Raw genomic sequence first — 23,957 nt, forward strand, 5'->3', positions numbered from 1 at the left:
CCGAATGTTACAGCAGATCGGGGGGCGTTGCAGCCACGCTCAACTCATTTGTTACAGCCTCAAGCGATTGGACCTGCGTCTGTTTTTCGCCAAGGCGACGGACACTGACCGTGCGATCTTCGACTTCACGGTGACCGACGGCCAGAATGATCGGCACTTTGCCAACCGAATGTTCGCGGACTTTATAGTTGATCTTCTCGTTGCGAATATCCGCCTCGGCGCGGATGCCTGCTGCGCGAAGGGTGCTGACCACTTCGGCCACATACTCATCGGCCTCGGAGGTGATCGAGGCCACAACGACCTGGCGCGGGGCCAGCCAGAACGGCAGCTTGCCCGCGTGTTCTTCGATCAGAATGCCGATGAAACGTTCAAACGAGCCCAAGGTCGCGCGGTGCAACATAACTGGGCGGTGTTTGCCACCATCAGCGCCGATATACGTGGCGTCCAGTCGCTCGGGCAGAACAAAGTCCACCTGATGCGTGCCGCATTGCCAATCCCGCCCGATCGCATCGGTCAGAACAAACTCGAGTTTCGGGCCGTAGAATGCCCCTTCACCCGGGTTGAGTTCCGGCTCGATCCCAGCCGCGCGGGTTGCGCTGAGCAGGGCGGCTTCAGCCTTGTCCCAAACTTCGTCCGATCCTGAGCGTTTTTCCGGCCGGTCCGAGAATTTGACCGAGAAGTTCTCAAACCCGAGGTCTCTGTAGATACCGGACAGGAACCGAATGAATTCAGCGGTCTCGGATTCGATCTGGTCTTCGGTGCAGAAGATATGGCCATCATCCTGGGTAAAGCCGCGTACGCGCATGATGCCGTGCAGCGCGCCTGAAGGTTCGTACCGGTTACACGATCCGAACTCGGCCATGCGCAGAGGAAGGTCGCGGTAGGATTTGAGACCCTGATTGAAAATCTGCACGTGGCAGGGGCAGTTCATCGGTTTCAGGGCGTTGACCGCCTTTTCCCGTGCATGTTCCTCGTCCACTTCGACGATGAACATGTTCTCTTGGTATTTGTCCCAATGACCCGAGGCTACCCACAGCTTGCGGTCGACGACCTGAGGGGTGTTGACCTCAACGTAGCCACCTTTGCGCTGTTGCCGACGCATGTAATCTTGCAGAAGAGTGTAGATGGTCCAGCCATTAGGGTGCCAGAAAATCTGCCCTGGGGCCTCTTCCTGCATGTGGAACAAATCCATCTCGCGACCCAGCTTGCGGTGGTCGCGCTTGGCGGCTTCTTCCAACATGTGCAGATGAGCCTTAAGCTTTTCCTTGCCGGTGAAGGCCACGCCGTAGATGCGCTGTAGCATTGCGCGGTCGCTGTCGCCGCGCCAATAAGCCCCGGCGATTGACATCAGCTTGAACGCGTCGCCCGGCAGTTGACCGGTGTGCTGCAAGTGCGGGCCACGGCAGAGATCCTGCCAGTGTCCGTGCCAATACATGCGCAGTGGTTCATCACCCGGGATGGATTCGATCAGCTCAACTTTATAGGGCTCATTATTGGCCTTGTAGAACTCGATCGCGCGATCGCGATCCCAGACCTCGGTGGTCACCGGGTCACGCTTGTTGATGATCTCTTTCATCTTTTTCTCGATGAGGCCGAGATCTTCGGGCGTAAACGGTTCCTCACGGTCAAAGTCATAGTACCAGCCGTTTTCGATGACGGGGCCAATGGTGACCTTGGTTGCGGGCCAAATCTCTTGCACGGCGCGGGCCATGACATGCGCCAGATCGTGTCGGATCAGCTCATTGGCTTGCGCCTCGTCCTTCATGGTGTGAATAGCGATTTGCGCGTCGGCTTCGATGGGCCATTGCAGGTCCCAATGCTGTCCATTCACCGTGGCAGAAATGGCTTTTTTCGCCAGCGAGGTCGAGATGTCGGCGGCGACCTGTGCGGGCGTAACGCCTGCTTCATAGGATCGGGAATTGCCATCGGGAAAGGTAAGGGAGACTGACTGTGAGTCCAGGGCCATATCGGCTCTCCTCGTCGGTTTGGCGCCCACTGAACGCCCGGTTGCGGGTTATGTATGCTCGGCTCATGTGGCAGGTGGGGACACAGGTGTCAAGGGCAGGAGCGAGGGGCCAGCCCCTCGCACTCCCCGAGGTATTTTTAGCCAGATGAAGAAGGATCGGGCAATTGCAGAGAGGTGCGTGACATGCATGATGGAAGGACAAGCAAAGAGGGTAGCATGGCAGAGGCAGAATTTCTGGAAACCGCTCAGGGACGACGTCTGGCGTATCACAAGAGTAATGGGCGCGGGCCGACCATCGTTTTTCTGGGTGGCTTGAAATCAGATATGGAGGGCACCAAGGCGGTGCATCTGGAAGCGTGGGCGCGCGCGCGCGGGCAGGGGTTCCTTCGGTTTGACTATTCGGGGCACGGTGAAAGCTCGGGCGCCTTTACTGACGGGTGTATCGGGGACTGGCACGAGGATACGCTGGCTGCAGTTTCTCGGTTAGCTGATGGTCCGCTGGTTGTTGTGGGATCGTCGATGGGCGGGTGGCAAGCGCTGTTGCTGGCGCGTGTCATGCCCGAGCGGATCGCAGGTATGGTGACAATTGCGGCGGCCCCGGATTTTACCGAGGATGGGTATTGGGCGTCGTTTTCGAACGAGCAGAAATCTGAACTAGAGACGGTTGGACATGTGGAACTGCCATCGGACTACATGGAGCCCTACGTCATCACCAAGCGGATGATTGAGGATGGGCGGCAGCGGTTGGTTTTGCGCGCTTCGCTTGATCTGCCTTTCCCTGTGCGTCTCCTGCAGGGGACAGCAGATACGGCCGTCTCGACCGATACGGCAGTGCGCCTGCTGGATCATGCCACTGGTCCAGACATGCAACTGCTGCTGGTCAAAGATGCGGATCACAGGTTCTCGGATGAGCGATGCCTCGGGCTGATTGAGCAGGCTCTGCGAGAAGTCCTGGAAGGCACCTGATGCGTCGCCTGGGCTGGGTTTTGGGGCGGGTGCTGGTGGGTTTGACGCTGGTTGGTGTGTTGATCTACGCCTTTGGCCCGCGCGAGCAAGTGGACCTGCATCCGCGTTTCGATCCGCGCAAATTTGGCGAGGGCGTTCAGGTTTACTTTGAAAGTATCGAATCCGCCTATGATGACATCGTGCCAGGTGTTGAAAAGCGCGTGGTCTGGCAGGATGGTTTTGTTGAACAGCGGACAGCTTATGCGGTGCTCTACATTCATGGGTTTTCCGCCACGTCCGAGGAGATCAGGCCAGTACCTGATCGCGTTGCGGACGCGTTGGGTGCCAACCTTGTCTACACAAGGCTTCAAGGGCATGGCCGCGATGGGGACGCAATGGCCGAAGGTACAGCGTCGGGCTGGATGCAGGATACAGCCGAGGCGTTGGCTGCCGCCAGGGCTGTTGGTGAGCAAGTCATTGTGATCGCAACATCAACGGGGGCGACATTGGCCGCCGCGGCTGCGAAGGATACGGAACTGAGCACTGATGTGGCTGCGTTGGTTTTGGTGTCGCCGAACTTTGGCGTAAACTCGGCTGGTTCCTGGGTGCCATCCTTGCCGTGGGCCCGGCATTGGCTGCCGCCTTTGATGGGACAGGACCGGGATGTCTCAAGCACTGATCCCGAGAAGAACATCTTTTGGACAACTGTTTATCCGTGGGAGGCGGTCGTGCCGATGTTTGCCCTTGTAGATGCGGTCAATGCGCTGGACTTCTCGGGCGCGCGGGTTCCGGCGCTGTTCTGGTTTTCTGATGATGATCAGGTGGTGCGTCCGGATAAAATGCATGAGGTGGCCAAGACCTGGGGTGGTCAGGCGATGGTTTCATTGGTGACAATGGGGCCCGGGGATGATCCGGCCTCACACGTGGTCGCGGGGCGTCTGATGTCACCGGGTCAGACCGACGCGGCGGTCGCGGGCATATTGGAGTGGCTGTCAGAGCAGGGGATTCAGAGGCAAAGCGGGGGCTGAATATGCGTAGACCGGGCAGTATGTGGAGCCTTGAGACGTTGGGTCGCGTGCGACTATCCCGGCATTTTTTCATGCGTGATTTTCTATATTCCGAGATCGGGAACTTTCACGCATTGCAAAATATTCCCGACAACCCTGATCTTGCGATCGAGACCGGGCGCGCGTTTTGCGAGACCCTGCTGGATCCGCTGGAAGAAACCTTTGGTCGTATCGCGGTGCGCTCGGGCTATCGCTCGCGATCTCTGAACCGGTTCGGGAACGAGAACAGGTTGAACTGTGCCCGCAATGACAACCCGTTGGAGTGCCACATTTGGGATTGGGGCGAAGGTGACGCACGTGTAGCAGGGGCGTCGGTGGTAATTCCGTGGTTTGCAGACCGCTATGCGCAGGGGCGCGATTGGCGCGATCTGGCGTGGTGGATGCATGACCATCTGGATTATTCCGAGATTTGGTTTTTTCCCAAATTAAGCGCGTTCAATCTGGTTTGGCGGCCCAAGCCTGTACGGCGGATCGACAGCTATATCGCCCCGCGCGGCTGCTTGTTGCGGGCCGGGGCTGAGCCAGATGAACCGCTGTGCCAAAGGCAGGAACGCTATGCGGATTTCCCACCGTTTCGGGCGATCAGCTATCCGTGAAGTTTTGCTTGCCCGCTGTTGGCAAACCTCTCATCCTGTAACAAAACAATAACAACGAGCGGAGGGCACCGAGGTGATCGAGCCGTTGGTTTTGCTACCCGGATTGATGTGCGATGCACGGTTGTTTCAGGCGCAGATCACCGCGCTGTCGCGTGAACGTGCAGTTATGGTCGCACCGATCACCGGCGGTGAACGGTTCGAAGAAATCGCGTCGGGCTTGCTGGATCAACTGCCGCACCGGTTTGCTTTGTGCGGGTTTGGTCTGGGTGGTGGCGTCGCGCTTGAGATCGTGCGGCGCGCACCTGAGAGGGTGACACGACTGGCCTTGCTGGCGACGGATGCGCAGGCCGACACACCTCATATCGCGGCGAGTCGCGAAGACCTGATCGTTGGCGCGCAGGCGGGGAGGTTGGACGAAGTGATGCGCAAGCTGATCGGCTCGGACATGTTGTCTCCCGGTCCGCAACGCATCCCGATTTTGAACGAAGTGTTGCAGATGGCCGAGGAATTGGGCTCGGATGTGTTTGTGCGTCAGATAAGAACCATGCAACGCCGTCCGGACCAACAAGGCACGCTGCGCCGGATCAGGATGCCCACGCTGATCATCTGCGGTGCCCATGATGCGGAGAATCCGGTCCGCAAGAATACCTTCATGGCTGATCTCATTCCGGATGCAGAGTTGCGCGTGATTGATGAGGCCGGGCACTATCCGACACTGGAAGCACCCGAATCCGTGATTGCGATGCTGCAGGATTGGCTCCGGAAACCACTGCGGCTGACCTAGTCGTAGAAAACCGCGCGCTGGTTCTTGGTCAGAACAGTTGGTTGCACCACCGGCCGACCGGTTTCAGAGTCAAAGAATGGCGTTTTCTTCCAGCTCCCGGACAGACGCGATTTTAGTACGCGTTTAAGCAGACCCACAGCGGCATAGCGGATTTTCTCATGAGACTGCTTGCCGTCAGCCCTTGGCACAAATCCACGCGTAGTAATGGGACCCAAACTGCTGGGGTGGGGAATACGTTTGACGATAAAACCCGCGAACGGAAATTTTGGAGTTGTCGGCGTCGTGGCCAGCGGCGCGTTGCAGCATCTGGCATACCACCGCAACATGCCCTTGGGGCTAAGTTGCATAGCTGCCAAGTGCTCGACCCCTGCATCGATCTTGATGTCTTCCGGTGACATCTGAAACACCTCGACTGGGTCGGGCGCAGGGTCGGGCTGTTCAAAATAAAGCTGAGCCGCGCGGCAGTCATGGCAAAAACACACGACATGAGTGCCGGATACGACGCCGTGTTCAGTAATGCGCCCCGAAAGGGCACCGCAATTGCAACGGAAAGGAAGGTCTCCTGCCGCTGCGCGGCTCATGCAACTTTGTTGCTATTGGCGGCTCGTTGACGGGGATTGCGGCTGTTTTCATTCATGAAATCAATCACTAGCGGACGGATGTTGTCGCGCCAGCTGCGGCCCGCAAAAATGCCATAGTGACCCGCGCCGGGTTCAACATGGCTGGCCTTTTTGCTGTCGGGCAGACCCGTGCATAAATCCAGCGCCGCAATGCATTGCCCGGGGGCTGAGATATCGTCATTCGTGCCTTCGACCGATTTCACAGCCACATCAGTGATCTTGCCGATATCTACCTTGTGGCCGGCTACAACGAACTCGTTGCGCGCGATCTCACGGTTTTTGAAGACACGTTCAACGGTCGAAAGATAGAACTCGGCAGTCATGTCCATCACCGCCAGATATTCGTCATAGAACCGGTTATGGGCATCGTGGTCGGATGCCTCGTCACGAATAACGCGCTGGATCTGATCCGAGAACGCCTTGCTGTGACGTTCGGCATTCATTGACATGAACGAAGCCAGTTGTAGCAAGCCGGGATACACCATCCGGCCTACGCCCTTGTATTTGAAGCCAACCCGCTGGATCATCGTTTCTTCCAACTGACCCATCGTTACACGGCGACCAAAATCCGTAACCTCGGTCGGAGTTGCGTCGGGGTCGACGGGACCGCCGATCAGGGTCAGGGTACTTGGCTGCGCCTTCGGCTCGACCTCGGCCAGATAGGCGGTTGCGGCCAGAGTCAGCGGTGCGGGCTGACAAACCGCAATAACATGCGTATCGGGGCCGAGCTCTTTCATAAAATCGACAAGGTAGAGCGTGTAATCCTCGACATCGAACTTGCCTTCGGACACGGGAATGTCGCGCGCGTTATGCCAATCAGTAATGTAGACCTCACAATTGACAAGCAGGCTTTTGACGGTCGAGCGGAGCAGGGTCGCGTAATGCCCCGACATCGGTGCAACTAGCAGCACCTTGCGTGGCTGTTCTTTGCGTCCATTAACGCGGAAATGGATCAGGTCGCCGAAAGGACGCTCAAGCACGGTTGTGATATCGACCAGATGGTCCTTGCCGTCTTCGCAGGTAAAGGTGCGGATGCCCCAATCAGGCTTGACGACCATACGCTGGAATGTGCGCTCGGTTACTTCGCCCCATGCAGCCATCCAGTTGAAGGCCGGGTTGGGTGTCATCGAGAACAGGGGGTAGGATGCCATCGCGCTTGCGGTTGCACCAAGCCATTGGTTGGTGTTACGCATGGTTTCCATCAGGTCATAGGTCATCATGTAGCGCATCGAATGTGCCTCCTGAGTATCAGCCTGAGAATTCGGACCATTCGCCGCTTTGCCCCCCGACGCCAACGACGTTATTCTGCACAGCAGCGAGACTAGGGGGGAATTGTTAAAATGACAACTACCGAAGACCAGACGCCAAAACTGACCGAAGAACATATTGAACGACTTAAAGAAAATATGGACAAAGTAGAAGAACTGTCCAAACGCCTGGTCGAGGTCATGGCCGGAAAAACGCCGCACACCCCCGCTCTGGATGGCCCGAATCAAGAGCTTTTTGCAAAAGCAGCAACTGCGTATTGGGCTGAAGCGTTTCAAAACCCCACAAAGCTGTTAGAGCAGCAAATTGAGTATTGGGGAAAATCGGTTCTCAACTTTGCGGAAGCGCAGAAAGCGATGACCCAAAGCGACGGGGATGTACCCCCAGCCGCTGCCAAAGATAAACGGTTTGCCAATCCAATGTGGGAAACCAACCCCTACTTTCGCCTCATTCGCCAGCAGTACCAAACCAATGCCGAAGCGATCGCGCAGGCCGTTGCATCGGTTGACGATCTGGAAACCAAGGATAAGCAGCGTCTGCAGTACTTCTCGCAACAGATCATAGATATGATGGCGCCAACGAATTTTCTGGCCACCAACCCCGATGCGCTGGAAAAGGCGATCGAGACCGAAGGGCAGTCCCTGATACAGGGGCTGGAGAACCTCGTGTCGGACCTTGAGGCCAATGACGGCGAAATGGTTGTCAGGCTGGCTGACGAAAGTGCCTTTGAGATTGGCGGGAATATCGCAACTACACCCGGCGACGTCGTCTATCGCAACCGAATGATGGAACTGATCCAGTATAAACCGGTGACCGAGACGGTGCACGAAACGCCGATCGTTCTGTTCCCGCCATGGATCAACAAGTTCTATATCTTGGACCTAAAGGCTCAGAACAGCCTGATCAAATGGGTGACCGAGCAGGGCTATACCCTGTTTGTGGTCAGCTGGGTGAATGCCGATAGCTCGCACGCCGATATTGGGATGGAGGACTATATTCAGGAAGGGTTCCTGACCGCCATCGAAGAGGCGAAGAAAATCTGCAAGGTCAAGCAGGTCAACGCAGTGGGTTACTGCATCGCCGGTACGACGCTTAGCCTGACGCTTTCGCTGATGAAGCAGCGCGGTGACAAGTCGATCAAATCTGCCACCTTCTTCACCACCCTGACAGACTTTGGTGAGCAGGGGGAGTTCACGCCGTTCCTGCAAAATGACTTTGTGGATGGCATCGAAGAACAGGTCTCGAAGGATGGTATTCTAAAGGCATGGATCATCGGGCGAACGATGTCTTTCCTGCGATCCAGAGATCTCATCTATACTCCGGCGATCCGCAGCTACATGATGGGTGAAACACCGCCAGCGTTTGACCTGTTGTACTGGAACGGCGACGGGGCCAATCTGCCAGGTCGGATGGCGATCCAGTATCTGCGCGGTTTGTGTCAGAGCAACGATTTCGTCAACGACGGGTTCGAACTGCTTGGCCATAAGCTGCATATCAAGGATGTCGATGTGCCTTTGATGGCGATCACCTGCGAGACGGATCATATTGCCGCGTGGAAGGATTGCTATCGCGGGGTGCAGCAGATGGGCGCGAAGTCGAAGACCTTTGTGGTGTCCGAGTCCGGTCACATCGCGGGCATTGTGAACCCGCCCAGTAAGAAAAAATATGGTCACTATACCAATCCTGAGCTGAAGTGTGATGCTGATACATGGCTGAAAGAAGCTGACTTCCACGAAGGTTCGTGGTGGCCGATGTGGGAAGCGTGGTTAAAGAAGCGATCAGGCAAGCAGGTTCCCGCGCGCGATACCGGCGATTCGGATCATCCACGCCTTTGCCCGGCTCCGGGTACCTATGTTTTGGTCAAGGCAAACCGCTGATATCATTTTGAAACTCAAATTTTTCTGCATTGCAGCAAGAAAAAACTTGCAATGCTGCAATGCAGCAATCATATTACCTTCAAGCTGATGAGAACCGGGGTGGGCCCGGAACGGCTAGAAGGATTTAGGACAATGGCAAAGACCCAAGACTTTACCGCGACCCTGAAAGACATGATGGGCGCGTTCCCGGTTGACACAACCGCTCTGGAAGACGCATTCAAATCGACCGCTTCTCTGAACGAAAAGCTGTCGGGTGTTGCTCTGGACGCAGCTGAGAAATCGGCTGAAATCTCGAACAAATGGACCAAAGAAACCCTGGCCAAACTGACCGAGATGTCGAAAGCAAAAACCGAGCCTGCGGATTACGCAAAAGCTGCAACCGACTTCGCAAGCGCGTCGGCTGAAGTTGCCGCTGAAAACCTGGCTGCTTTCGCTGAAATCGCGAAAAAAGTTCAGACCGAAACAGTTGAGCTGCTGATGGCGGCTGGCAAAGACGCTGCAGAAGATGCAACCGCAGCCGTCAAAAAAGCCACCAACGAGGTGACCGCTGCAGCAAAGAAAGCAGCAACCACCAAGTAAGATAAGACTGCGACTTAGCACCCATTCCTCCCAAATGGTGCAATCGCTGCGGGCAGGTCGCTTGACCTGCCCTTTCTTTTTGTTCTGCAGTCGCATAACCTCTGCTGCAACGCATCATCCTTGGGGAGGGTACAGGGTGTCGGAACAAGACAAACCTCTGCTGATCAAGCGCTATGCCAGCCGTCGGCTGTATAACACCGAGACCAGCGATTACGTGACGCTTGAAGATATCGCCGGTTTCATCCGCGACGGGCGCGAGGTTCAGATCATTGACCTGAAAACCGGTGATGACCTGACTCGTCAGTATCTGCTTCAAATCATTGCCGAACACGAAAGCCGTGGCGAAAATGTTCTGCCGATTAATGTGCTGAACGATCTGGTGCGCAGCTACATGGTGCCGGGTGGGGGCATGATGCCGCAATTCCTGCAAAGCTCATTCGACATGCTGCGCGAGAGCCAGTCCAAGATGATGGAAAACATGAACGCTATGAACCCGATGTCCCAGATGCCGGGGTTCGAGGCGATGCAGGCGCAGCAAAAGGCGTTTCTAAAAGCCATGACCGGTGGTCTGTCGGGGAACTGGTCAGGGCCGGATGACGAGCAAGAAGCCTCCCCCGAGCCCAAAGAGGATCTGGACGACATCAAAAAGCAACTTGCCGAGCTGCAGCAAAAACTATCGAAGCTGAGCTAGCCTGACCGATGCGCTGGCTGTCTGTTCTGGGCGCGTTGATCTGGGCCCAGACTGCACAGGCCCAAGGCCAGTTTACATCCGTGTGGGAACCTATCTGCACAATGGGTCGGGATACGGCTGCGGGCTGCGATGAGATTCGCGCGCGCGAAATTCTGGATGCAACGACCCCGCCCTGGCGCGCCATTGGCCGGGTCAATTTAGCCAGCCGCAGCCAGCGGTCCCATTGTACCGGCGTGCTGGTGTCTGAGCGGCTGGTTTTGACCGCGGCACATTGCTTGTACAACAGCGCGCGCAACCGCTGGATTCCTCCGGCCAGTATCCGGTTTGCCGCAGGGTATCAGCGCGGCGAGGCTGCCGCCGTGTCCAATGTATTGGCCTATCGGCTGGATTCGGAACAGGGGCGCGACGGTGTATTCAACAATCGCGCCGATCTGGATTGGGCCGTGTTGGAGTTGGCCGAGCCAATTGGAGAGCAGGTTGGTTTTTTCGATATTTCCCGGACTGTCCCGCAGATGGGCTCGTTCGCGGGCTATCCCGGATTGCGGCCTCACGTGCTCAGTCGCACCGATAGCTGTAATGCCGCACAGGCCGGCCAAGGGCTGATGCGCGCGATCTGCCCCGTCATGATGGGGGATTCCGGTGCGCCGTTTCTGATGCAAACAGAAACCGGGCTTGCCGTTGCCGGGATTTTGTCGCGCGTCGCGCCAACCCCTGACGGGATCGACGCATTGTTACTTTCAGTTCATGACCTTGATCTGCAATAGTACTGACGATCAGGTCCCGTAGACTGGCACCGGGCCAACAACCTCGCCAACAGAAGCCAGCAGGATGTCCGAGATTACGTCCAGTTCATCACGCGTCAAACGCACGGGCAGACGTACATCGCAGGCCTTCATCAGCATCGCACGGGTCTGTGGCAGGTCGAACTGTTCGGGTAGGAACTGCCAGTTCCAGAAGGCACGAGCGTTATCCTGACTCAGGCCAAAGACCTGCACCTTGACACCGCGTGCCTCGGCTGCGGCGGCAAAGGCGCGGATTTCATCGTCGCTGAGGTCAACCAGATTGAATTGGATCGAATCCGGTGCGCGCTGCTCGGGTGTCAGAGGGGCAGGGACATCGATGTAGGGCGATGTGTTCAGACGATCAGCCACATAGTCATGGTTTGCCAGCCCGTCGCGGACACGGCGTGCCAATTCGGGGATTTGCGGACGAATGACTGCAGCGCTGAGGTTGCTCATGCGCAGGTTATACAGTGGCAACTGGTTCTGCCATTTGGCAAAGGCCTGTTCCAGCTCTGGTGAGCCAGAGTGCTTTTTCCAGTTGTGCTCGTATGCGCCCGACATGATGACAGCGCGCGCTACAAGATCCGCATCGTCGCTGACCAGAATGCCACCTTCGCCTGCGTTGATCATTTTATAGGACTGGAACGAGAAGCAGCCGACCTTACCGATGGTGCCAATATTGCGCCCATGCCAGGTTGTGCCCAAAGAGTGGGCGGCGTCTTCGATCACCGGGATATCGCGCGCTTCACACAGCTCCATAATCGCGTCCATGTCCGAGGTATGGCCGCGCATATGGCTGATGATCACTGCCTGCACGCTGTCCAGCTTGGCCGTGAAATCGGCCATATCGACGCGATAATTGTCCCCGACCTCGCACAGAATCGGAATGCAATCCGCGTGCACGATTGAAGACGGCACGGCGGCAAAGGTAAATCCGGGGATCAGAACCCGCGCATCGCGGGGCAACCCAAGCGCCTTGAGCGACAAAAACAGCGCGGCAGAACAGGAAGAGACCGCCAGCGCGTATTTTGTGCCGAGCAGTTCGGCAAACTCTGCCTCCAGGAGAGCAACGGGCGCATCCTGAGGTGCGGTATAGCGAAACAGATCGCCTGACTTCATCAGGGCGTCGATTGCGTCTCGGGCGGCTGTGGGGATGGGTTCGGCTTCATGAACGTTGGGTACAAGCGTCATATTTGGATTTCCCGAATTTTATCTTTGGGAAATATAAATTCGATGTGCAGGCAAGCCAAGTCCCAATTCGCATCGTCAGCGAGATTTCACCAATTCGTCGTAAAGAATGTGTTCAGATACCCAGCCTGTCACGCAGCGCATACCAAGTCATGGCCAGTATCAGCAACGGCGTCCGCAAAGCAGGACCACCCGGGAAGGGCACTGCAGGAACGCGGGCCATGGTATCGAACCCCTCAGCCTGCCCCTGGATCGCCAACGCCATGAGTTGCCCCGCATGGGTCGCGGTGCCGACGCCGTGGCCAGAATAACCCGAGGCGGACAGGATATTTGGCGCAACCCGGGTCAAATAGGGCATGCGCCGCATGGTGATGCCCAGCGTTCCACCCCATGCGTAGTCGATTTTGACGTCACGCAGATGCGGAAAAATCTCGGTCATCGGCTTGCGGACTTTTGCGGCGATGTCCTCGGGGAAACGATAACCATAACTTTCGCCACCCCCAAACAGCAGCCTGCCATCGGCGCTTAGCCGGAAATAGTTTATCACGAACTTGGTGTCAGCAACGGCGATATCTTTGGCCAGAACTTTTTGCACTTCAGCGCCCAAAGGTTCGGTTGCCGCGATGAAATTGTTGATTGGCATCACGCGCGATGCAACTTGCCGGTTCAGATCTCCGAGGTATCCGTTGCAGGCCAGAATTACGTGATCGGCAGTGATCTTGCCCTTTTCAGTGCGTACAGTAACACGAGCGCCCTGATCGATGCCAAGAACTTCGGTGTCTTCATGCAGTCTTAACCCGGCTCTGACAGCGGCACGCGCAAGGCCGAGGGTGTAGTTCAACGGGTGTAGGTGCGCGGCACCATTGTCCAGATACCCACCCGCATAGGCTGGTGAGGGGCAAAGCCCGCGCGCGGCATCGGCATCTAAAGTTTCGATTTGGTCGTATTTGTATTTACCCGACAGATGCGCCGCGTGATCATGTAGCTCTGCGCGCTCCGAGTTGTTAAAGCCCAGAACCGCAATGCCGGGCTTCAGGTCGCAATCGATCTGATGTTTTGAGATCAGAGATTTGACCAGATCCTTGGCTTCTTCGGCCAGATCCCAAAGCTTTAACGCATCTTCATCGCCGACAAGCCGTTCAAGATCCTCTTGATCCAAACGCTGCGCGCTGCCCAGTTGGCCTCCGTTGCGACCCGAAGCCCCAAAGCCCGCGCGATGAGCTTCCAGCAGGACAACATCGAACCCAGCCTCAGCCAGGTGCAATGCTGCCGAAAGGCCCGTGTATCCGCCTCCGACAATGCAGACGTCTGCGGTATGGTCGCCTTCAAGCGCTGGGTGGCGGTCAAATGCGTGCGCCGTCGCGGCATACCAGCTTGGCGGATACTCCGCCTTGCGGTCATTAGAATAGAGCAGGTTCATCGCGTCTTTGCCCTAGACGTTCATCAGCAGATGCTCGCGTTCCCACGGGGAAATGACCTGCAGGAACTCTTCGTACTCAGCACGTTTGACGATGCCGTAGACACGGGCGAACTCGGGACCCAGAACTTCGTGCAGGGCTGTCGCTTCATCAAACAGGTCCAGAGCTTCACCCATGATCTGAGGGATATCGCCGTCGCCTTCATAGGCGTCGCCATAGAATTGGCGGCGTGGGCGTTCTTGCTGAGTCAGGCCCAAATAGCCACAGGCCAACGACAATGCGATACCAAGATAAGGGTTGCAGTCCATGCCTGCGATGCGGTTTTCGACCCGGCGCGCCTCGGGGCCGGACAGAGGTACGCGAATGCCAGTTGTGCGATTGTCGCGTGCCCATTCCAGATTAATCGGGGCCGCATGGTCTTTGACGTAACGGCGATAAGAATTCACATACGGTGCCATCACCGCCAGCCCTGCAGGCAGGTGGTTCTGCAAGCCGGCGATGAAGTGATAAAACGCATCCGTCTCGCCACCTTGTGGACCGGAGAAGATGTTCTGTCCCGTTTCTTTTTCGATGATCGAGTGATGGATGTGCATGGCCGAGCCCGGCTCATCCTCGATCGGTTTCGCCATGAATGTCGCAAAGCAGTTGTGACGCAACGCGGCTTCGCGGATCAGACGTTTGAAGTAGAATACCTCATCGGCCAGTTTTACAGGATCGCCATGACGTAGATTGATCTCTAGTTGTCCGGCACCGCCTTCTTGCGTGATCCCGTCGATCTCAAACCCCTGAAACTCGGCAAAGTCGTAGATGTCGTCGATCACCGGCCCGAATTCATCGACCGCTGTCATCGAGTAAGCCTGCCGCGCCGCCGCAGGTCGGCCCGAGCGGCCCATCATCGGCTTGATCCCTTGCGCGGGATCTACATTCGGCGCGACAAGAAAAAATTCCATCTCGGGGGCGACAACCGGCTTCCAACCTTTTTCGTGATACATCTTCACAACGCGTTTGAGCACATTGCGGGGGCTGAAAGGGATCGGCTCGCCATCTCGGTCGAACGCGTCGTGAATCACCTGCAAGGTCCAGTCGCCCGTCCAAGGAGCGGCCGACGCAGTTGAGAAGTCGGGTTTCAGGATCATGTCCCGCTCAATGAAACCGTCCTCACCTGCAGCTTCGCCCCAATCCCCTGTGATGGTCTGGTAGAAAATGCTGTCGGGTAGGTGAAAATAGGATTGCTTGGCAAACTTTGACGCAGGGACCGCCTTGCCGCGGGCGATGCCGGGCAGGTCAGAGATGATGCATTCAACCTCATCCAGCCGTTTGCCTTCAAAGTAGGTGCGCGCCGCCTCAGGCAGCTGATCTGTCCAGTCGGCCATCAGGCCCTCACTTTCTTTAGGAACTCTGCCATGTGGTGTCCGATTTTGGCATTATCATCCGGGGCATCTTTCCGGTTCGCTGCCGCCTGCATCAACGCATCGGGAACCACGCCTTTGCCTCGGGTCTCCATCAAGCCCTGTATGAAGTCATTTCCATATTCAGGATGGGCCTGCACGGTCCAGATCGTATCGCCATAGGTGACCATGGCGTTCTGGCAAAAGTCATTCGTACCGGTGACCACCGCACCTGCGGGCAGTTTGGTCACTTGATCCTGATGCCAAGCATTCAAGGTGACGGTCTGATCGCCAAAGCTGTATTCCGTGCGTCCTACAGCCCAGCCGCCATCAAACTTTTCCACTTTTCCACCAAGCGCTTGTGCGATGATCTGATGGCCAAAGCAAACACCAATCAAGGGGTTCCCTGCCTTCTGAATATCCCGGATCAGCTGTTCAAGCGGGGGAATCCAAGCGTGATCTTCGTATGCGCCATGACGAGATCCGGTGATGATCCACCCGTCGGCCTGATGCGCGTCTTCCGGAAACTCACCATCGACCACTGCGTATGTTTGGAATTCAAAGCCCTTCCCACCCAGTAATGCGCGAAACATGCCATCATATTCCCCGAATTGTTCATGCAATTCATCGGGTGGGTGGCCGGTTACAAGGATGCCGATTTTCATAGTTCACCAAATTTGATCAAATTTATTCTAACGGAGCGAAGCGAGCTGGGCAAGAGGTTCAAACGCTCTCAAGATAGCTGAGCCAGTGCTCGTCAGGGGGGTGGGACGCGAATCGTGCAATTTCCTGCCGTTTGGTCATCACCAGGTTGCGGATCAGATCGTCCGGGAAAATGCGCGCAACTACCGGGTCAGTTTCGAAAGCAGAGATGGCCGACGGCCAGTCGGCTGCCAGCTGCGGCAGATCGGTCAACTCATAGGCATTGCCCGAAATCGGGCTGGGCGGTCGCAGGCCATCCTCGATCCCAACCATTGCCGCGCCCAGAACTGCGGCCAGCATGAGATAGGGGTTGATGTCACCGCCAGCAACGCGATGTTCGATCCGTCGGGCGGCAGGGGCACCACCCGGAATGCGCAGGGCCGCTGTGCGGTTTTCATAGGCCCAGCTTGCTCCGGTGGGTGCGTGGGCACCAGGCACGAGGCGCGTGTAAGAATTGCCATGCGGCGCGAAGATCAGCGTAGAGCCGGGCATCGCAGTCAGACATCCAGCAACCGCCGAGCGCAGTTCATCGGTTCCCTCGGCCCCTCCGTCATCGAAGACATTGCGTCCATCGACATCGACGACCGAGAAATGCACATGCATCCCGTTGCCCGCATCCTCGGCATAGGGCTTGGACATGAAGGTTGCTGTGAAGCCATGCTTGCGGGCCACGCCACGCGCCAAGGTCTTGAAAAGCCACGTATCATCGGCGCAGCGCATGGCGTCCTGATGGTTCAGATTGATCTCGAACTGACCGATCCCGCTTTCAGATATTGCAGTCTGAGCGGGAATACCCATAGCGGCGCAACCATCGTAGAGATCGGTGAAGAACGCATCAAACGCGTCCATTTCGGCCATCGACAGAACGGCTTCGTCCTGCAGCCTGCGGCGCGTGACTGGGTTGATCGGAGGCTGCGGTTGGTCGCCTGAGGCGTCAAGCAGAGTGAACTCGAGTTCGGTAGCGGCGATGACCGACCAGCCCCGTTCGGAAAATCGATCCAGAACCGCAGAAAGCGCGTGTCTCGGATCGCCTGCAAAAGGCGTGCCGTCATCGTGGTAGAGGCACATGGGCACCAGCGCGGTGGGTGTATCCAGCCAGGGCATGGGAATCGGACCACGCCCGGTGGGGCGCAACACACCATCTGCATCACCGCTTTCGAAGACAAGCGGGCTGCCTTCGATATCAGCGCCCCAGAGATCGACATTGAGCGCAGAGAACGGCATGCGTACGGCGCCTTTGTCCAACTTGGCACCGTATGAGGGCGGCACGCGTTTGCCACGCATCTGACCGTTGAGGTCACAGGCGGCGACGCGGAATGTATGCAGGGCGCTCAGGTCCATTGGGGGCTCCGTGGTCTAGTCACGAGAGGTTTAAATCAGGATTAGCGTCTTGTCACGAAATTTGATCAAATTACGAATAGGCGTCGCTTGCGGTGGGGCGCGATGTTGAAAATCAACCGACTTGTACAGTGGTCGAGACCGCTGTCTTCCGAGTTGTACAACATTCAAGTGCCCGATTGTGCCGGGCGTAGCGATACCTATAGTCTCAGATATGTTCATCTTTCTTACCATAGTGTTACTGATCGCAGGCGGGGTCGGCTATTACGTCTGGTCCAAGAGACAGGCCCGCGCGGCGCTGTTGGCGACGCGTCTGACCTCGGATCAACGGGACATCATTGATCAGCAAGTTCCCATCATCCGGCGGCTGCCCGCCGGGCTGCGCAGCCACTTGGATGGCAAGGTGAACCTGTTTCTGGATCAAGTGAGCTTCTACGGCTGCGACGGGTTGGAAGTGACTGAGGAGATGGAGCTGTCGATTGCGGCGCAGGCCTGTTTGCTCGTGATCAATAGCGACATTTGGTATGACAATCTGACGACCATTCTGATCTATCCCAATGCGTTCAAGTCAAAGCAGCAGCGGCGCTCGGGCTATGTCGTGTCCGAGAAAGAGATCGTGCGGACCGGGGAAAGCTGGGATCGCGGACCGGTCATTTTATCATGGGCACACAGCCAGCAGGGCGCTCTGGATGATCGCGACGGGCAGAACGTAGTGCTGCATGAATTTGCGCATCAGATCGATGATCTGTCCGGGGGTACAAATGGCGTACCGATCCTGAGTGAAGGGCAGAGCTTTGCCGAATGGGAAAAGGTATTCCTGACCGCCTATGACGCGCATGTTCACGCGATTGAAAGCGGGCGGCACACGGTTATCGACCCCTATGGCGCAACCGGGCATGAAGAGTTCTTTGCCGTCTCGGTCGAAGTGTTCTTTGAGCGCCCGAAAGCGCTGAAGCACGAGGTGCCCGAGGTCTATGAGCAGCTTTCGAAACTGTTCCGGCTGAACCCGGTGGAGTGGGCTTAGCGCGCCAAATTTAGTCGGAAGCGCATCTTGGCTTTCCGCTCGGCAGGTAGGTGGCGGTTCAGGCGTTTGTTGACCCTTCCGAAGCCCCAAACGATGACCAGCGTCAGCAGGATGAAATAGAACGCCAGAATCGGGTAGGGGATGAACGGGTTGAACGTCTTGTCCGCGAAGTAGCTGGCGTAGTAGAGCGCGTCGCCCCGTTGTTGCCAGGCCGGGAAGGCCGAGAAGAAGACCAGTGTGGTGGACTGGAAGACAAAGATCGCTTCGTTCGTATAGGCGGGCCACGCCAGCCGCAGCATTGTGGGCCAAACGATACGTCGGAAGCGCGACCAACCGGACATGCCATAGGCGTCGGCGGCTTCGATATCGCCCTTGGGGATTGAACGAAGGGCGCCATAGAAGATCTCACCCGAATAGGCGGAAGTATTCAGGAACAGCACGATCAGCGCCCCCAGCCAGGCCGAGGTGAAGGCGTCGAACATCGGATAGGGCTTCTTCAGCGAAAGGAAGAAGAAATAGGCAAAGAAGAACTGGATGAACAGCGGCGAGCCGCGGAACAAAAAGATGAACCACTCGGACGGTTTACGCAGCCATTTATTCGACGAGGCTTTGCCGACGGCCAACGCGGTGGCGAGGAAGAACCCCGTGACCATCGCCATGATCCCGAAATAGATATTCCAGATCATGCCCGAGCCGATCAGCGTGAAGTGCTCGCAGAGGGTGAAATCGGCTTTGGGCAGCAGGCGTTCCCCAAAGCCCAGCGAACGGAGGCCGTAATCTTGAATGGTCTGGATGCAGCTCATGCGGTGGTCTCCTTGCGCAGAAGCTCTCCGCCCGATGTGGCCTGACCATGGGACAGGCGGCGCATCAGTTTTTCAAGCCCGATTTCCGAGACGCGGGTCATTCCGAGGTAGAAGATCAGCAGGGCGAGGAAGTACCACATGCGCCAGTCGCCATGAGGGTAATCGGTAAAGCGGGATGTTTTTGTGCCGCCCAACTCGCGCGCCCAATAGACGATATCTTCGATGCCCAGCAGAAACAGCAGTGGCGTGGCCTTGATCAGCACCATCCACAGGTTCGATAGGCCGGGTAGGGCGTAGACCCACATTTGCGGCACTAGGATACGCCAAAAGGTCTGGCGGCGTGTCATGCCGTAGGCTGCGGCCGTCTCAAGCTGGGCATGTGGTACAGCGCGCATGCCGCCGAACAGGACGTTGGCGGCAAACGCGCCGAACACGATAGAGAATGTGACGACGGCAAGGAAGAAGCCGTAGGTTTCATGCACCCATTCGGGTGCAGTGCCCAGCGGCAGCTTGGCGGCCTGACAGACGATGAAGTCGTTGCCCTGCCGCACCGGATCGGTCCATTCGGGGCAGAGCACTTTATGGCGCAGCCATTCAAAGCCCTGATCCAGAGCGATCACGAAGAACAGAAAGAAAGCGATATCAGGCACGCCACGCACGATGGCGATATAGGCCTTACCCAGCCAGCTAAGCGGCGGGAAATGCGATCGCGCTGCCATAGCGCCGGCAAAACCGAAGCTCAGGGCGACCGGGGCGGTGACGGCCAGCAGACCCAGCACCTTGAAGAAAGAAAGGTAGAACGACCAGTGGACGCCATTGGTCAGATAGCACGAGAACCAGCGGAACGTGCCCAGCGTGTCAGGATCAGCGCAGTAGGAGAACATAAGGCGTCTTTCGAACGTCTGGCCGGTCTCAGGTCCGGCAGGTCCGGCGCGCGCACGCGCCGGACAATTGGACGGAGGGCTTAGTTGGTTACGACCGAGCCGTCTGTGTTGTATGTAGCGATACCTTCGCCAAACCATTTGACCAGCATCTCGTTGAGCGTGCCGTCTGCCTTCATGGACGAAATCGCGTCATCGAACTTGCCGCGCAGTTCTGCGTCGCTCTCGCGCAGGCCCATGCCGATGCCACCGCCCAGCGGGACAAGATCGCCGACAAAGACCAGCTCGCCACCGGATTCCTCAACAATCGGGACCAGGAAGTCATAGTCAGCCAGCACAGCATCCGCTTCGCCGTTGCGCACCGCGGCGATGGTTTCTTCGGGGGTGGCGAATTCGACCAGAGTCGCGCCGGATTCAGCAACGTGACCGGCCTGAATGGTTGCGGTCTGTGCAGCGACGATGCCACCTTTCGTGTCAGCGCCATCTGAAGCAGCTACGTAAGCTGAGGCGGTCGGCGGGTAGTAGTTCTGGGTGAAGTCGATGACCTCATCGCGTTCGTCAGTGATCGACATGCCGGCGATGATGGTATCGTAGTTGCCTGAAACCAGGTTCGGAATGATCGAATCCCAGTCGTTCTTGACCCATTCACATTCCAGACCAGCGCGCTTGCACAGCTCGTCACCGACTTCACGCTCGAAGCCGTCGATCTCACCAGCATCATTGATGAAGTTGTACGGAGGGTAGGCGCCCTCGGTGCCCATGCGCACAGTTTCGGCCATTGCGATACCGGCGGTCAACGCCAGCGCTGCGGTGGTCAGAATCAGGTTTTTCATGAGTTACTCCCCTTTATTGGTTCTGTCCGTTGGTTAAGCCGCCTGAGTGGCGGAGAGAAAGCCCTGAAGCCGTTCGGATTCAGGGGCAGTGAAAATGTCTTCGGCTGAACCCTCTTCTTCGATCAGGCCCTGATGCAGGAACACAACGTGGCTGGAGATATCCGCAGCCATCTTCATGTCATGGGTCACGATGATCATGGTGCGGCCTTCTGCGGCCAGATCCTTGATCACTTTGATCACTTCCTGTTCCAGTTCGGGATCGAGCGCTGAGGTCGGTTCGTCAAACAGCAGCGCCTGAGGTTCCATGCACAGCCCACGTGCGATTGCGGCGCGTTGTTGCTGTCCGCCCGATAGTTGCGCCGGATAGACGTCGCATTTGTCGCCGATGCCGACCTTTTCCAGATATTTGCGCGCGCTGTCTTCGACCTCGGCCTTGTCGCGGCCCATGACAGTGACCGGAGCCTCCATCACATTCTGCAGGATGGTCATATGGGCCCACAGATTGAACTGCTGGAACACCATCGACAGATTTGTGCGGATGCGCAGCACCTGCTTGGGATCGGCGGGACGGCGATGATTGTGGCTGCCAGTCCAACGGACGGGCTCGCCTTTGAACAGAATCTCGCCCTCTTGGCTGTCTTCCAACAGATTGCAGCAGCGCAGCAGGGTAGACTTCCCCGAACCGGATGATCCAATCAGCGACACGACGTCGCCGCGATGCGCGGTGATGTCCACGCCCTTGAGCACCTCGAGTTGGCCAAAGCTTTTGTGCAGGTTCTTGATCTCAATGACGGGAGCGGCGTCTGTCACGGGCAGTCCAGATATGATTGGTGTTGGTGCGGTAATAGGGCTGAAAAATCGGGCTAATGCAATGCGCAATTGACAAGTTCACGCAGCGAAATTGCCAAATCGGGCGGTCGCGCTGTCTAAACTGTCAGTTTGTTGGGCGCATTCTGTGACTCGATGCACCATTATCGACAGGTCAGCCAGATCAATCTCTTGATTGCGGCCCAGAGATTCAGGTCACAGGATTCCGGATCAACCGAGGTGATCCTCAGCGAAACCAAATTTATTGAACTGGCTTGATCCAATCACCAAAACTGTTTGAATTTGGGAATAATTCGTTTTGAGTTAAAGATTGAAATATACGAATTCAATTCACGTAAGGGGCTTCTTGTGATCGCGCTATTATTTGCATTGTTCGCCGGCACGATGGTGCTGGCATACTTTAAGCTGGTCAGAATTTCATACGCATTGTTCGTGCTGACGCTTTTGGCGAGTGCCTACTGGCTGAAGTTTCACGCCACGACCCCCTTAACGATTCAACTGTGAGGTCGTCCAATGTCACCTGAATTTGCTCGTAACATGAATGCGATTGGTGCACTGGCGGTTTGCCTGGTTCTGGTGCTTGCCTTCTACTTTCAGCTTGTCCTTTACGAACTGCCCTGTCCGTTATGTTTGCTCCAACGCGTGGGATTCGTGGCCGTTGGGTTCGGGCTTGCTCTGAACCTGTTATGGGGTACGCGCGCCAGAAACTATGGCATCGTGCTGGTGGCAGCGATATTTGGGATCAGCGTTTCGATCCGCCAGATCCTGCTGCATATCGTGCCCGGAACAGGGCACTACGGCTCCCCGGTTCTGGGCCTACACTTCTATACCTGGGCGGGAGTTGCCTTTGGTTTGATCATCCTTGGCACCGCAATCATGCTGGTATTCGAGAAGCAGTATGATCTTGCCTCGGACGTTCGGGCAACCGAACGCTTCGGAGGAAGTACATTGGCCAAAACAGCGTTTTTCCTGATTTTGGTATTGGCCGTCGCGAATGCTGGTTCAGCGCTTTTGGAGTGTGGGCCTGGCATCTGTGACGATCCGCCGACAGACTACAAGTTTCTGAATGAGCTTGAAGGCAGCGATTCATAGCGCTGACAACGCCCAAAGGCTTGCCGGTTGATCAGACCTTCGCCGCCTTTTGTCTTGCAAGCGCAGAATCCACATCGCTCACGCCGAGCAGGCTGACGACAAGGCGTAGCAGAGAATCCTCTTCACCGCTGCGGTGCCCATCCGCCAGTGCGACCGACCACATGGCCTGCACAACGGCCAAGCGGTCGTCATAGGCGATGGCCTCTTTGATGGCGCGAGTAAAGCGGACGGTGTCGGGCGCCTCGGCTTCAAGGTCTTCGGCGCGGGCGCGCAGGGCTGCGGCCTCAAATGGCGACAGGCCGTAGCGTTCGGCCGAGATGCGGTCGATTCGGGCCATTTCGGTATCGGCATAGTCGTTGTCGGACCGAGCGATACGCACCAACAGGGCGGTGAGGGCCAGACGGGCATCATCTTCGACAAGCGGGTCGGGCTGCGGCTGCGTGAGCCGGGACAGGAAATCACTGAACATAAGCGTTTATATAGAGATAGCCTAGGTCGCTTCCAAGCGGCTTTGTATCCGCTCGCGTGCCGCTTTGCTGTCGTTGAAGCTGAGGCCCATGGCAATGCGGGCTTCTTCGACGATCTTGACCTCGCCCTCGTCCGAGTTGCCATCGGCCAGCACGACCTCCCACAGGGCGTCAAGCGCGGCCAAGCGTTCCTGAAGATCGGTGGTTTCGCGGATCAGTTTGCCGAATGTATCTGTTTCCGGAGCAGCTGCGTGCAATTTTTCGCAGGTGGCGCGGACCTTGGCGGCCTCGATCGCATTGTGCTGGTAAAGTCGCGCAAGAATGCGGTCGATCAGGCTGATCTCTTCCAGCTTATAGTCGCGGTCGGCCTGCGCGACACGTACCAGCAATGCCCCCAGGGCCAGTTCGGCATCAGGATCGGGCAGTTTGTCATGTTGCGGCGGCCGAAAGGCCTGGAAGAATTTTTTCAACATATCGGCAGGATATTCCGTAATTCGAGGCGCGCCAAGCGGTGCTAGCTCTCATAGCCCTGAATAATCACAAGATCGCCGGTCGAAACCGGATCGCGCAAGGCCTTGGCGGCTTGATAGGCATCGCTTTCATAGCAGGCCAGCGCCTGTTCATAGCTGGGAAATTCGATGACAACGGTGCGGGCGCGAGCCTTGCCTTCGGGCTCGCTCCTCTCGCCGCCGCGTACAAGAAACTTGGCCCCGTAATCGGCGAATGGGGCCGCATTGGCAGCAATGTAAGATTTGTAGGTTTCAATGTCGTCTACATCGACATGGGCAACCCAGTATCCTTTGGCCACAAGGTGTCCTCCGC

Annotated in this window: 26 protein-coding genes; 11 read left to right on the forward strand and 15 right to left on the reverse strand. The window is 57.0% G+C overall.

Annotated features, from left to right (window positions below; all coding sequences use genetic code 11):
* Positions 1–7: 7 nt before the first annotated feature.
* Complete coding sequence (thrS, locus tag ACR0KC_RS00140) at positions 8–1,966, reverse strand: threonine--tRNA ligase (RefSeq protein WP_480704440.1); 1,959 nt, start codon at positions 1,964–1,966, stop codon at positions 8–10.
* Between the two features lie 216 nt (positions 1,967–2,182).
* On the opposite strand from thrS, the gene ACR0KC_RS00145 reads away from it, so the two are divergent.
* The 4 genes from ACR0KC_RS00145 (at position 2,183) to ACR0KC_RS00160 (ending at position 5,358) form a co-directional block, all read left to right on the forward strand.
* A complete protein-coding gene (locus ACR0KC_RS00145) occupies positions 2,183–2,932 on the forward strand; it encodes an alpha/beta fold hydrolase (RefSeq protein WP_480704441.1) in 750 nt (249 codons plus the stop codon).
* The gene (locus ACR0KC_RS00150) at positions 2,932–3,939 is read left to right on the forward strand and encodes an alpha/beta hydrolase (RefSeq protein WP_480771338.1); all 1,008 of its coding nucleotides are present in this window, start codon (positions 2,932–2,934) and stop codon (positions 3,937–3,939) included. The genes ACR0KC_RS00145 and ACR0KC_RS00150 overlap by 1 nt, the downstream gene beginning before the upstream one ends.
* Positions 3,940–3,959: 20 nt before the next feature.
* The gene (locus ACR0KC_RS00155; protein WP_480771680.1) at positions 3,960–4,574 is read left to right on the forward strand and encodes a hypothetical protein; all 615 of its coding nucleotides are present in this window, start codon (positions 3,960–3,962) and stop codon (positions 4,572–4,574) included.
* Between the two features lie 73 nt (positions 4,575–4,647).
* On the forward strand, positions 4,648–5,358 hold the full coding sequence (locus tag ACR0KC_RS00160; RefSeq protein WP_170510715.1) for an alpha/beta fold hydrolase: 711 nt from the start codon (positions 4,648–4,650) through the stop codon (positions 5,356–5,358).
* On the opposite strand, the gene ACR0KC_RS00165 is transcribed toward ACR0KC_RS00160, so the two are convergent.
* Together ACR0KC_RS00165 and phaZ are read right to left on the reverse strand one after the other, a co-directional pair.
* Positions 5,355–5,939, reverse strand: a complete 585-nt coding sequence (locus ACR0KC_RS00165) for a DUF6151 family protein (RefSeq protein ID WP_170635515.1) — start codon at positions 5,937–5,939, stop codon at positions 5,355–5,357. The genes ACR0KC_RS00160 and ACR0KC_RS00165 overlap by 4 nt on opposite strands.
* Positions 5,936–7,207, reverse strand: coding sequence for a polyhydroxyalkanoate depolymerase (gene phaZ / locus ACR0KC_RS00170; protein ID WP_480704445.1), 1,272 nt, complete (start codon positions 7,205–7,207; stop codon positions 5,936–5,938). Before phaZ ends, ACR0KC_RS00165 begins: the two co-directional genes overlap by 4 nt.
* Positions 7,208–7,318: 111 nt before the next feature.
* Between phaZ and ACR0KC_RS00175 the strand changes: the two genes are divergently transcribed.
* The 4 genes from ACR0KC_RS00175 to ACR0KC_RS00190 all read left to right on the forward strand — a co-directional run bounded on the left by ACR0KC_RS00175 (position 7,319) and on the right by ACR0KC_RS00190 (position 11,155).
* Complete coding sequence (locus ACR0KC_RS00175) at positions 7,319–9,121, forward strand: class I poly(R)-hydroxyalkanoic acid synthase (protein ID WP_170393622.1); 1,803 nt, start codon at positions 7,319–7,321, stop codon at positions 9,119–9,121.
* A gap of 132 nt (positions 9,122–9,253) precedes the next feature.
* Positions 9,254–9,700, forward strand: coding sequence for a phasin family protein (locus ACR0KC_RS00180; protein ID WP_170393620.1), 447 nt, complete (start codon positions 9,254–9,256; stop codon positions 9,698–9,700).
* 136 nt (positions 9,701–9,836) lie between these two features.
* The gene (gene phaR, locus ACR0KC_RS00185; protein WP_170583624.1) at positions 9,837–10,391 is read left to right on the forward strand and encodes a polyhydroxyalkanoate synthesis repressor PhaR; all 555 of its coding nucleotides are present in this window, start codon (positions 9,837–9,839) and stop codon (positions 10,389–10,391) included.
* An 8-nt stretch (positions 10,392–10,399) separates the two neighbouring features.
* Positions 10,400–11,155: a trypsin-like serine peptidase gene (locus ACR0KC_RS00190; protein WP_480791444.1), complete on the forward strand. Its 756-nt coding sequence runs from the start codon at positions 10,400–10,402 to the stop codon at positions 11,153–11,155.
* Between the two features lie 9 nt (positions 11,156–11,164).
* Here the strand turns inward: ACR0KC_RS00190 and ACR0KC_RS00195 are convergent, their stop codons facing one another.
* From ACR0KC_RS00195 to ACR0KC_RS00215, 5 genes are all read right to left on the reverse strand, one after another.
* Positions 11,165–12,364 carry a DegT/DnrJ/EryC1/StrS family aminotransferase gene (locus ACR0KC_RS00195; RefSeq protein WP_480771339.1) on the reverse strand — a complete coding sequence of 400 codons (1,200 nt, stop codon included), beginning with the start codon at positions 12,362–12,364 and terminating at the stop codon, positions 11,165–11,167.
* A 112-nt stretch (positions 12,365–12,476) separates the two neighbouring features.
* A complete protein-coding gene (locus tag ACR0KC_RS00200) occupies positions 12,477–13,781 on the reverse strand; it encodes an NAD(P)/FAD-dependent oxidoreductase (protein WP_480771340.1) in 1,305 nt (434 codons plus the stop codon).
* A gap of 12 nt (positions 13,782–13,793) precedes the next feature.
* Entirely contained in the window at positions 13,794–15,152 is a 1,359-nt protein-coding gene (locus tag ACR0KC_RS00205) for a glutamine synthetase family protein (RefSeq protein ID WP_480771341.1), read from the reverse strand.
* Positions 15,152–15,832, reverse strand: coding sequence for a type 1 glutamine amidotransferase (locus tag ACR0KC_RS00210; RefSeq protein ID WP_480771342.1), 681 nt, complete (start codon positions 15,830–15,832; stop codon positions 15,152–15,154). The genes ACR0KC_RS00205 and ACR0KC_RS00210 overlap by 1 nt, the downstream gene beginning before the upstream one ends.
* Before the next feature lie 58 nt (positions 15,833–15,890).
* Positions 15,891–17,210 (reverse strand): glutamine synthetase family protein, encoded by a 1,320-nt coding sequence (locus ACR0KC_RS00215; protein ID WP_480771343.1) that lies wholly within the window; start codon positions 17,208–17,210, stop codon positions 15,891–15,893.
* A gap of 211 nt (positions 17,211–17,421) precedes the next feature.
* On the opposite strand from ACR0KC_RS00215, the gene ACR0KC_RS00220 reads away from it, so the two are divergent.
* Positions 17,422–18,231, forward strand: a complete 810-nt coding sequence (locus ACR0KC_RS00220) for a M90 family metallopeptidase (protein WP_170421024.1) — start codon at positions 17,422–17,424, stop codon at positions 18,229–18,231.
* On the opposite strand, the gene ACR0KC_RS00225 is transcribed toward ACR0KC_RS00220, so the two are convergent.
* The 4 genes from ACR0KC_RS00225 to ACR0KC_RS00240 form a co-directional block, all read right to left on the reverse strand.
* Complete coding sequence (locus tag ACR0KC_RS00225) at positions 18,228–19,034, reverse strand: ABC transporter permease subunit (protein ID WP_170421026.1); 807 nt, start codon at positions 19,032–19,034, stop codon at positions 18,228–18,230. The two genes, ACR0KC_RS00220 and ACR0KC_RS00225, sit on opposite strands and share 4 nt — an antisense overlap.
* On the reverse strand, positions 19,031–19,918 hold the full coding sequence (locus ACR0KC_RS00230; RefSeq protein ID WP_170393600.1) for an ABC transporter permease: 888 nt from the start codon (positions 19,916–19,918) through the stop codon (positions 19,031–19,033). Before ACR0KC_RS00230 ends, ACR0KC_RS00225 begins: the two co-directional genes overlap by 4 nt.
* Positions 19,919–19,998: 80 nt before the next feature.
* On the reverse strand, positions 19,999–20,748 hold the full coding sequence (locus ACR0KC_RS00235; RefSeq protein ID WP_170393598.1) for a transporter substrate-binding domain-containing protein: 750 nt from the start codon (positions 20,746–20,748) through the stop codon (positions 19,999–20,001).
* Positions 20,749–20,781: 33 nt separating this feature from the next.
* Positions 20,782–21,558 (reverse strand): ABC transporter ATP-binding protein, encoded by a 777-nt coding sequence (locus ACR0KC_RS00240; protein ID WP_170393596.1) that lies wholly within the window; start codon positions 21,556–21,558, stop codon positions 20,782–20,784.
* Between the two features lie 366 nt (positions 21,559–21,924).
* Between ACR0KC_RS00240 and ACR0KC_RS00245 the strand changes: the two genes are divergently transcribed.
* Positions 21,925–22,080, forward strand: a complete 156-nt coding sequence (locus ACR0KC_RS00245) for a DUF5993 family protein (RefSeq protein WP_223118239.1) — start codon at positions 21,925–21,927, stop codon at positions 22,078–22,080.
* A gap of 9 nt (positions 22,081–22,089) precedes the next feature.
* The gene (locus ACR0KC_RS00250) at positions 22,090–22,668 is read left to right on the forward strand and encodes a disulfide bond formation protein B (RefSeq protein WP_170511099.1); all 579 of its coding nucleotides are present in this window, start codon (positions 22,090–22,092) and stop codon (positions 22,666–22,668) included.
* 31 nt (positions 22,669–22,699) lie between these two features.
* Here ACR0KC_RS00250 and ACR0KC_RS00255 read toward each other — a convergent pair whose 3' ends face one another.
* The 3 genes from ACR0KC_RS00255 to ACR0KC_RS00265 are packed head-to-tail and all read right to left on the reverse strand — an operon-like array spanning position 22,700 to position 23,943.
* Positions 22,700–23,137, reverse strand: a complete 438-nt coding sequence (locus tag ACR0KC_RS00255) for a tellurite resistance TerB family protein (RefSeq protein WP_170393592.1) — start codon at positions 23,135–23,137, stop codon at positions 22,700–22,702.
* 21 nt (positions 23,138–23,158) lie between these two features.
* Positions 23,159–23,608 (reverse strand): tellurite resistance TerB family protein, encoded by a 450-nt coding sequence (locus tag ACR0KC_RS00260; RefSeq protein WP_170393590.1) that lies wholly within the window; start codon positions 23,606–23,608, stop codon positions 23,159–23,161.
* 41 nt (positions 23,609–23,649) lie between these two features.
* Positions 23,650–23,943 (reverse strand): DUF1330 domain-containing protein, encoded by a 294-nt coding sequence (locus ACR0KC_RS00265; protein WP_480771344.1) that lies wholly within the window; start codon positions 23,941–23,943, stop codon positions 23,650–23,652.
* Positions 23,944–23,957: the final 14 nt, after the last annotated feature.

It is taken from the genome of Ruegeria sp. CF3 (assembly GCF_056537365.1).

Coding starts and splice junctions, on each gene's coding strand:
- thrS (WP_480704440.1), bottom strand. CDS start 1,966: ATGGCCCTGGACTCACAGTCAGTCTCCCTTACCTTTCCCGATGGCAAT.
- ACR0KC_RS00145 (WP_480704441.1), top strand. CDS start 2,183: ATGGCAGAGGCAGAATTTCTGGAAACCGCTCAGGGACGACGTCTGGCG.
- ACR0KC_RS00150 (WP_480771338.1), top strand. CDS start 2,932: ATGCGTCGCCTGGGCTGGGTTTTGGGGCGGGTGCTGGTGGGTTTGACG.
- ACR0KC_RS00155 (WP_480771680.1), top strand. CDS start 3,960: ATGTGGAGCCTTGAGACGTTGGGTCGCGTGCGACTATCCCGGCATTTT.
- ACR0KC_RS00165 (WP_170635515.1), bottom strand. CDS start 5,939: ATGAGCCGCGCAGCGGCAGGAGACCTTCCTTTCCGTTGCAATTGCGGT.
- phaZ (WP_480704445.1), bottom strand. CDS start 7,207: ATGCGCTACATGATGACCTATGACCTGATGGAAACCATGCGTAACACC.
- ACR0KC_RS00175 (WP_170393622.1), top strand. CDS start 7,319: ATGACAACTACCGAAGACCAGACGCCAAAACTGACCGAAGAACATATT.
- ACR0KC_RS00180 (WP_170393620.1), top strand. CDS start 9,254: ATGGCAAAGACCCAAGACTTTACCGCGACCCTGAAAGACATGATGGGC.
- ACR0KC_RS00190 (WP_480791444.1), top strand. CDS start 10,400: ATGCGCTGGCTGTCTGTTCTGGGCGCGTTGATCTGGGCCCAGACTGCA.
- ACR0KC_RS00195 (WP_480771339.1), bottom strand. CDS start 12,364: ATGACGCTTGTACCCAACGTTCATGAAGCCGAACCCATCCCCACAGCC.
- ACR0KC_RS00200 (WP_480771340.1), bottom strand. CDS start 13,781: ATGAACCTGCTCTATTCTAATGACCGCAAGGCGGAGTATCCGCCAAGC.
- ACR0KC_RS00205 (WP_480771341.1), bottom strand. CDS start 15,152: ATGGCCGACTGGACAGATCAGCTGCCTGAGGCGGCGCGCACCTACTTT.
- ACR0KC_RS00210 (WP_480771342.1), bottom strand. CDS start 15,832: ATGAAAATCGGCATCCTTGTAACCGGCCACCCACCCGATGAATTGCAT.
- ACR0KC_RS00215 (WP_480771343.1), bottom strand. CDS start 17,210: ATGGACCTGAGCGCCCTGCATACATTCCGCGTCGCCGCCTGTGACCTC.
- ACR0KC_RS00220 (WP_170421024.1), top strand. CDS start 17,422: ATGTTCATCTTTCTTACCATAGTGTTACTGATCGCAGGCGGGGTCGGC.
- ACR0KC_RS00225 (WP_170421026.1), bottom strand. CDS start 19,034: ATGAGCTGCATCCAGACCATTCAAGATTACGGCCTCCGTTCGCTGGGC.
- ACR0KC_RS00230 (WP_170393600.1), bottom strand. CDS start 19,918: ATGTTCTCCTACTGCGCTGATCCTGACACGCTGGGCACGTTCCGCTGG.
- ACR0KC_RS00235 (WP_170393598.1), bottom strand. CDS start 20,748: ATGAAAAACCTGATTCTGACCACCGCAGCGCTGGCGTTGACCGCCGGT.
- ACR0KC_RS00250 (WP_170511099.1), top strand. CDS start 22,090: ATGTCACCTGAATTTGCTCGTAACATGAATGCGATTGGTGCACTGGCG.
- ACR0KC_RS00255 (WP_170393592.1), bottom strand. CDS start 23,137: ATGTTCAGTGATTTCCTGTCCCGGCTCACGCAGCCGCAGCCCGACCCG.
- ACR0KC_RS00260 (WP_170393590.1), bottom strand. CDS start 23,608: ATGTTGAAAAAATTCTTCCAGGCCTTTCGGCCGCCGCAACATGACAAA.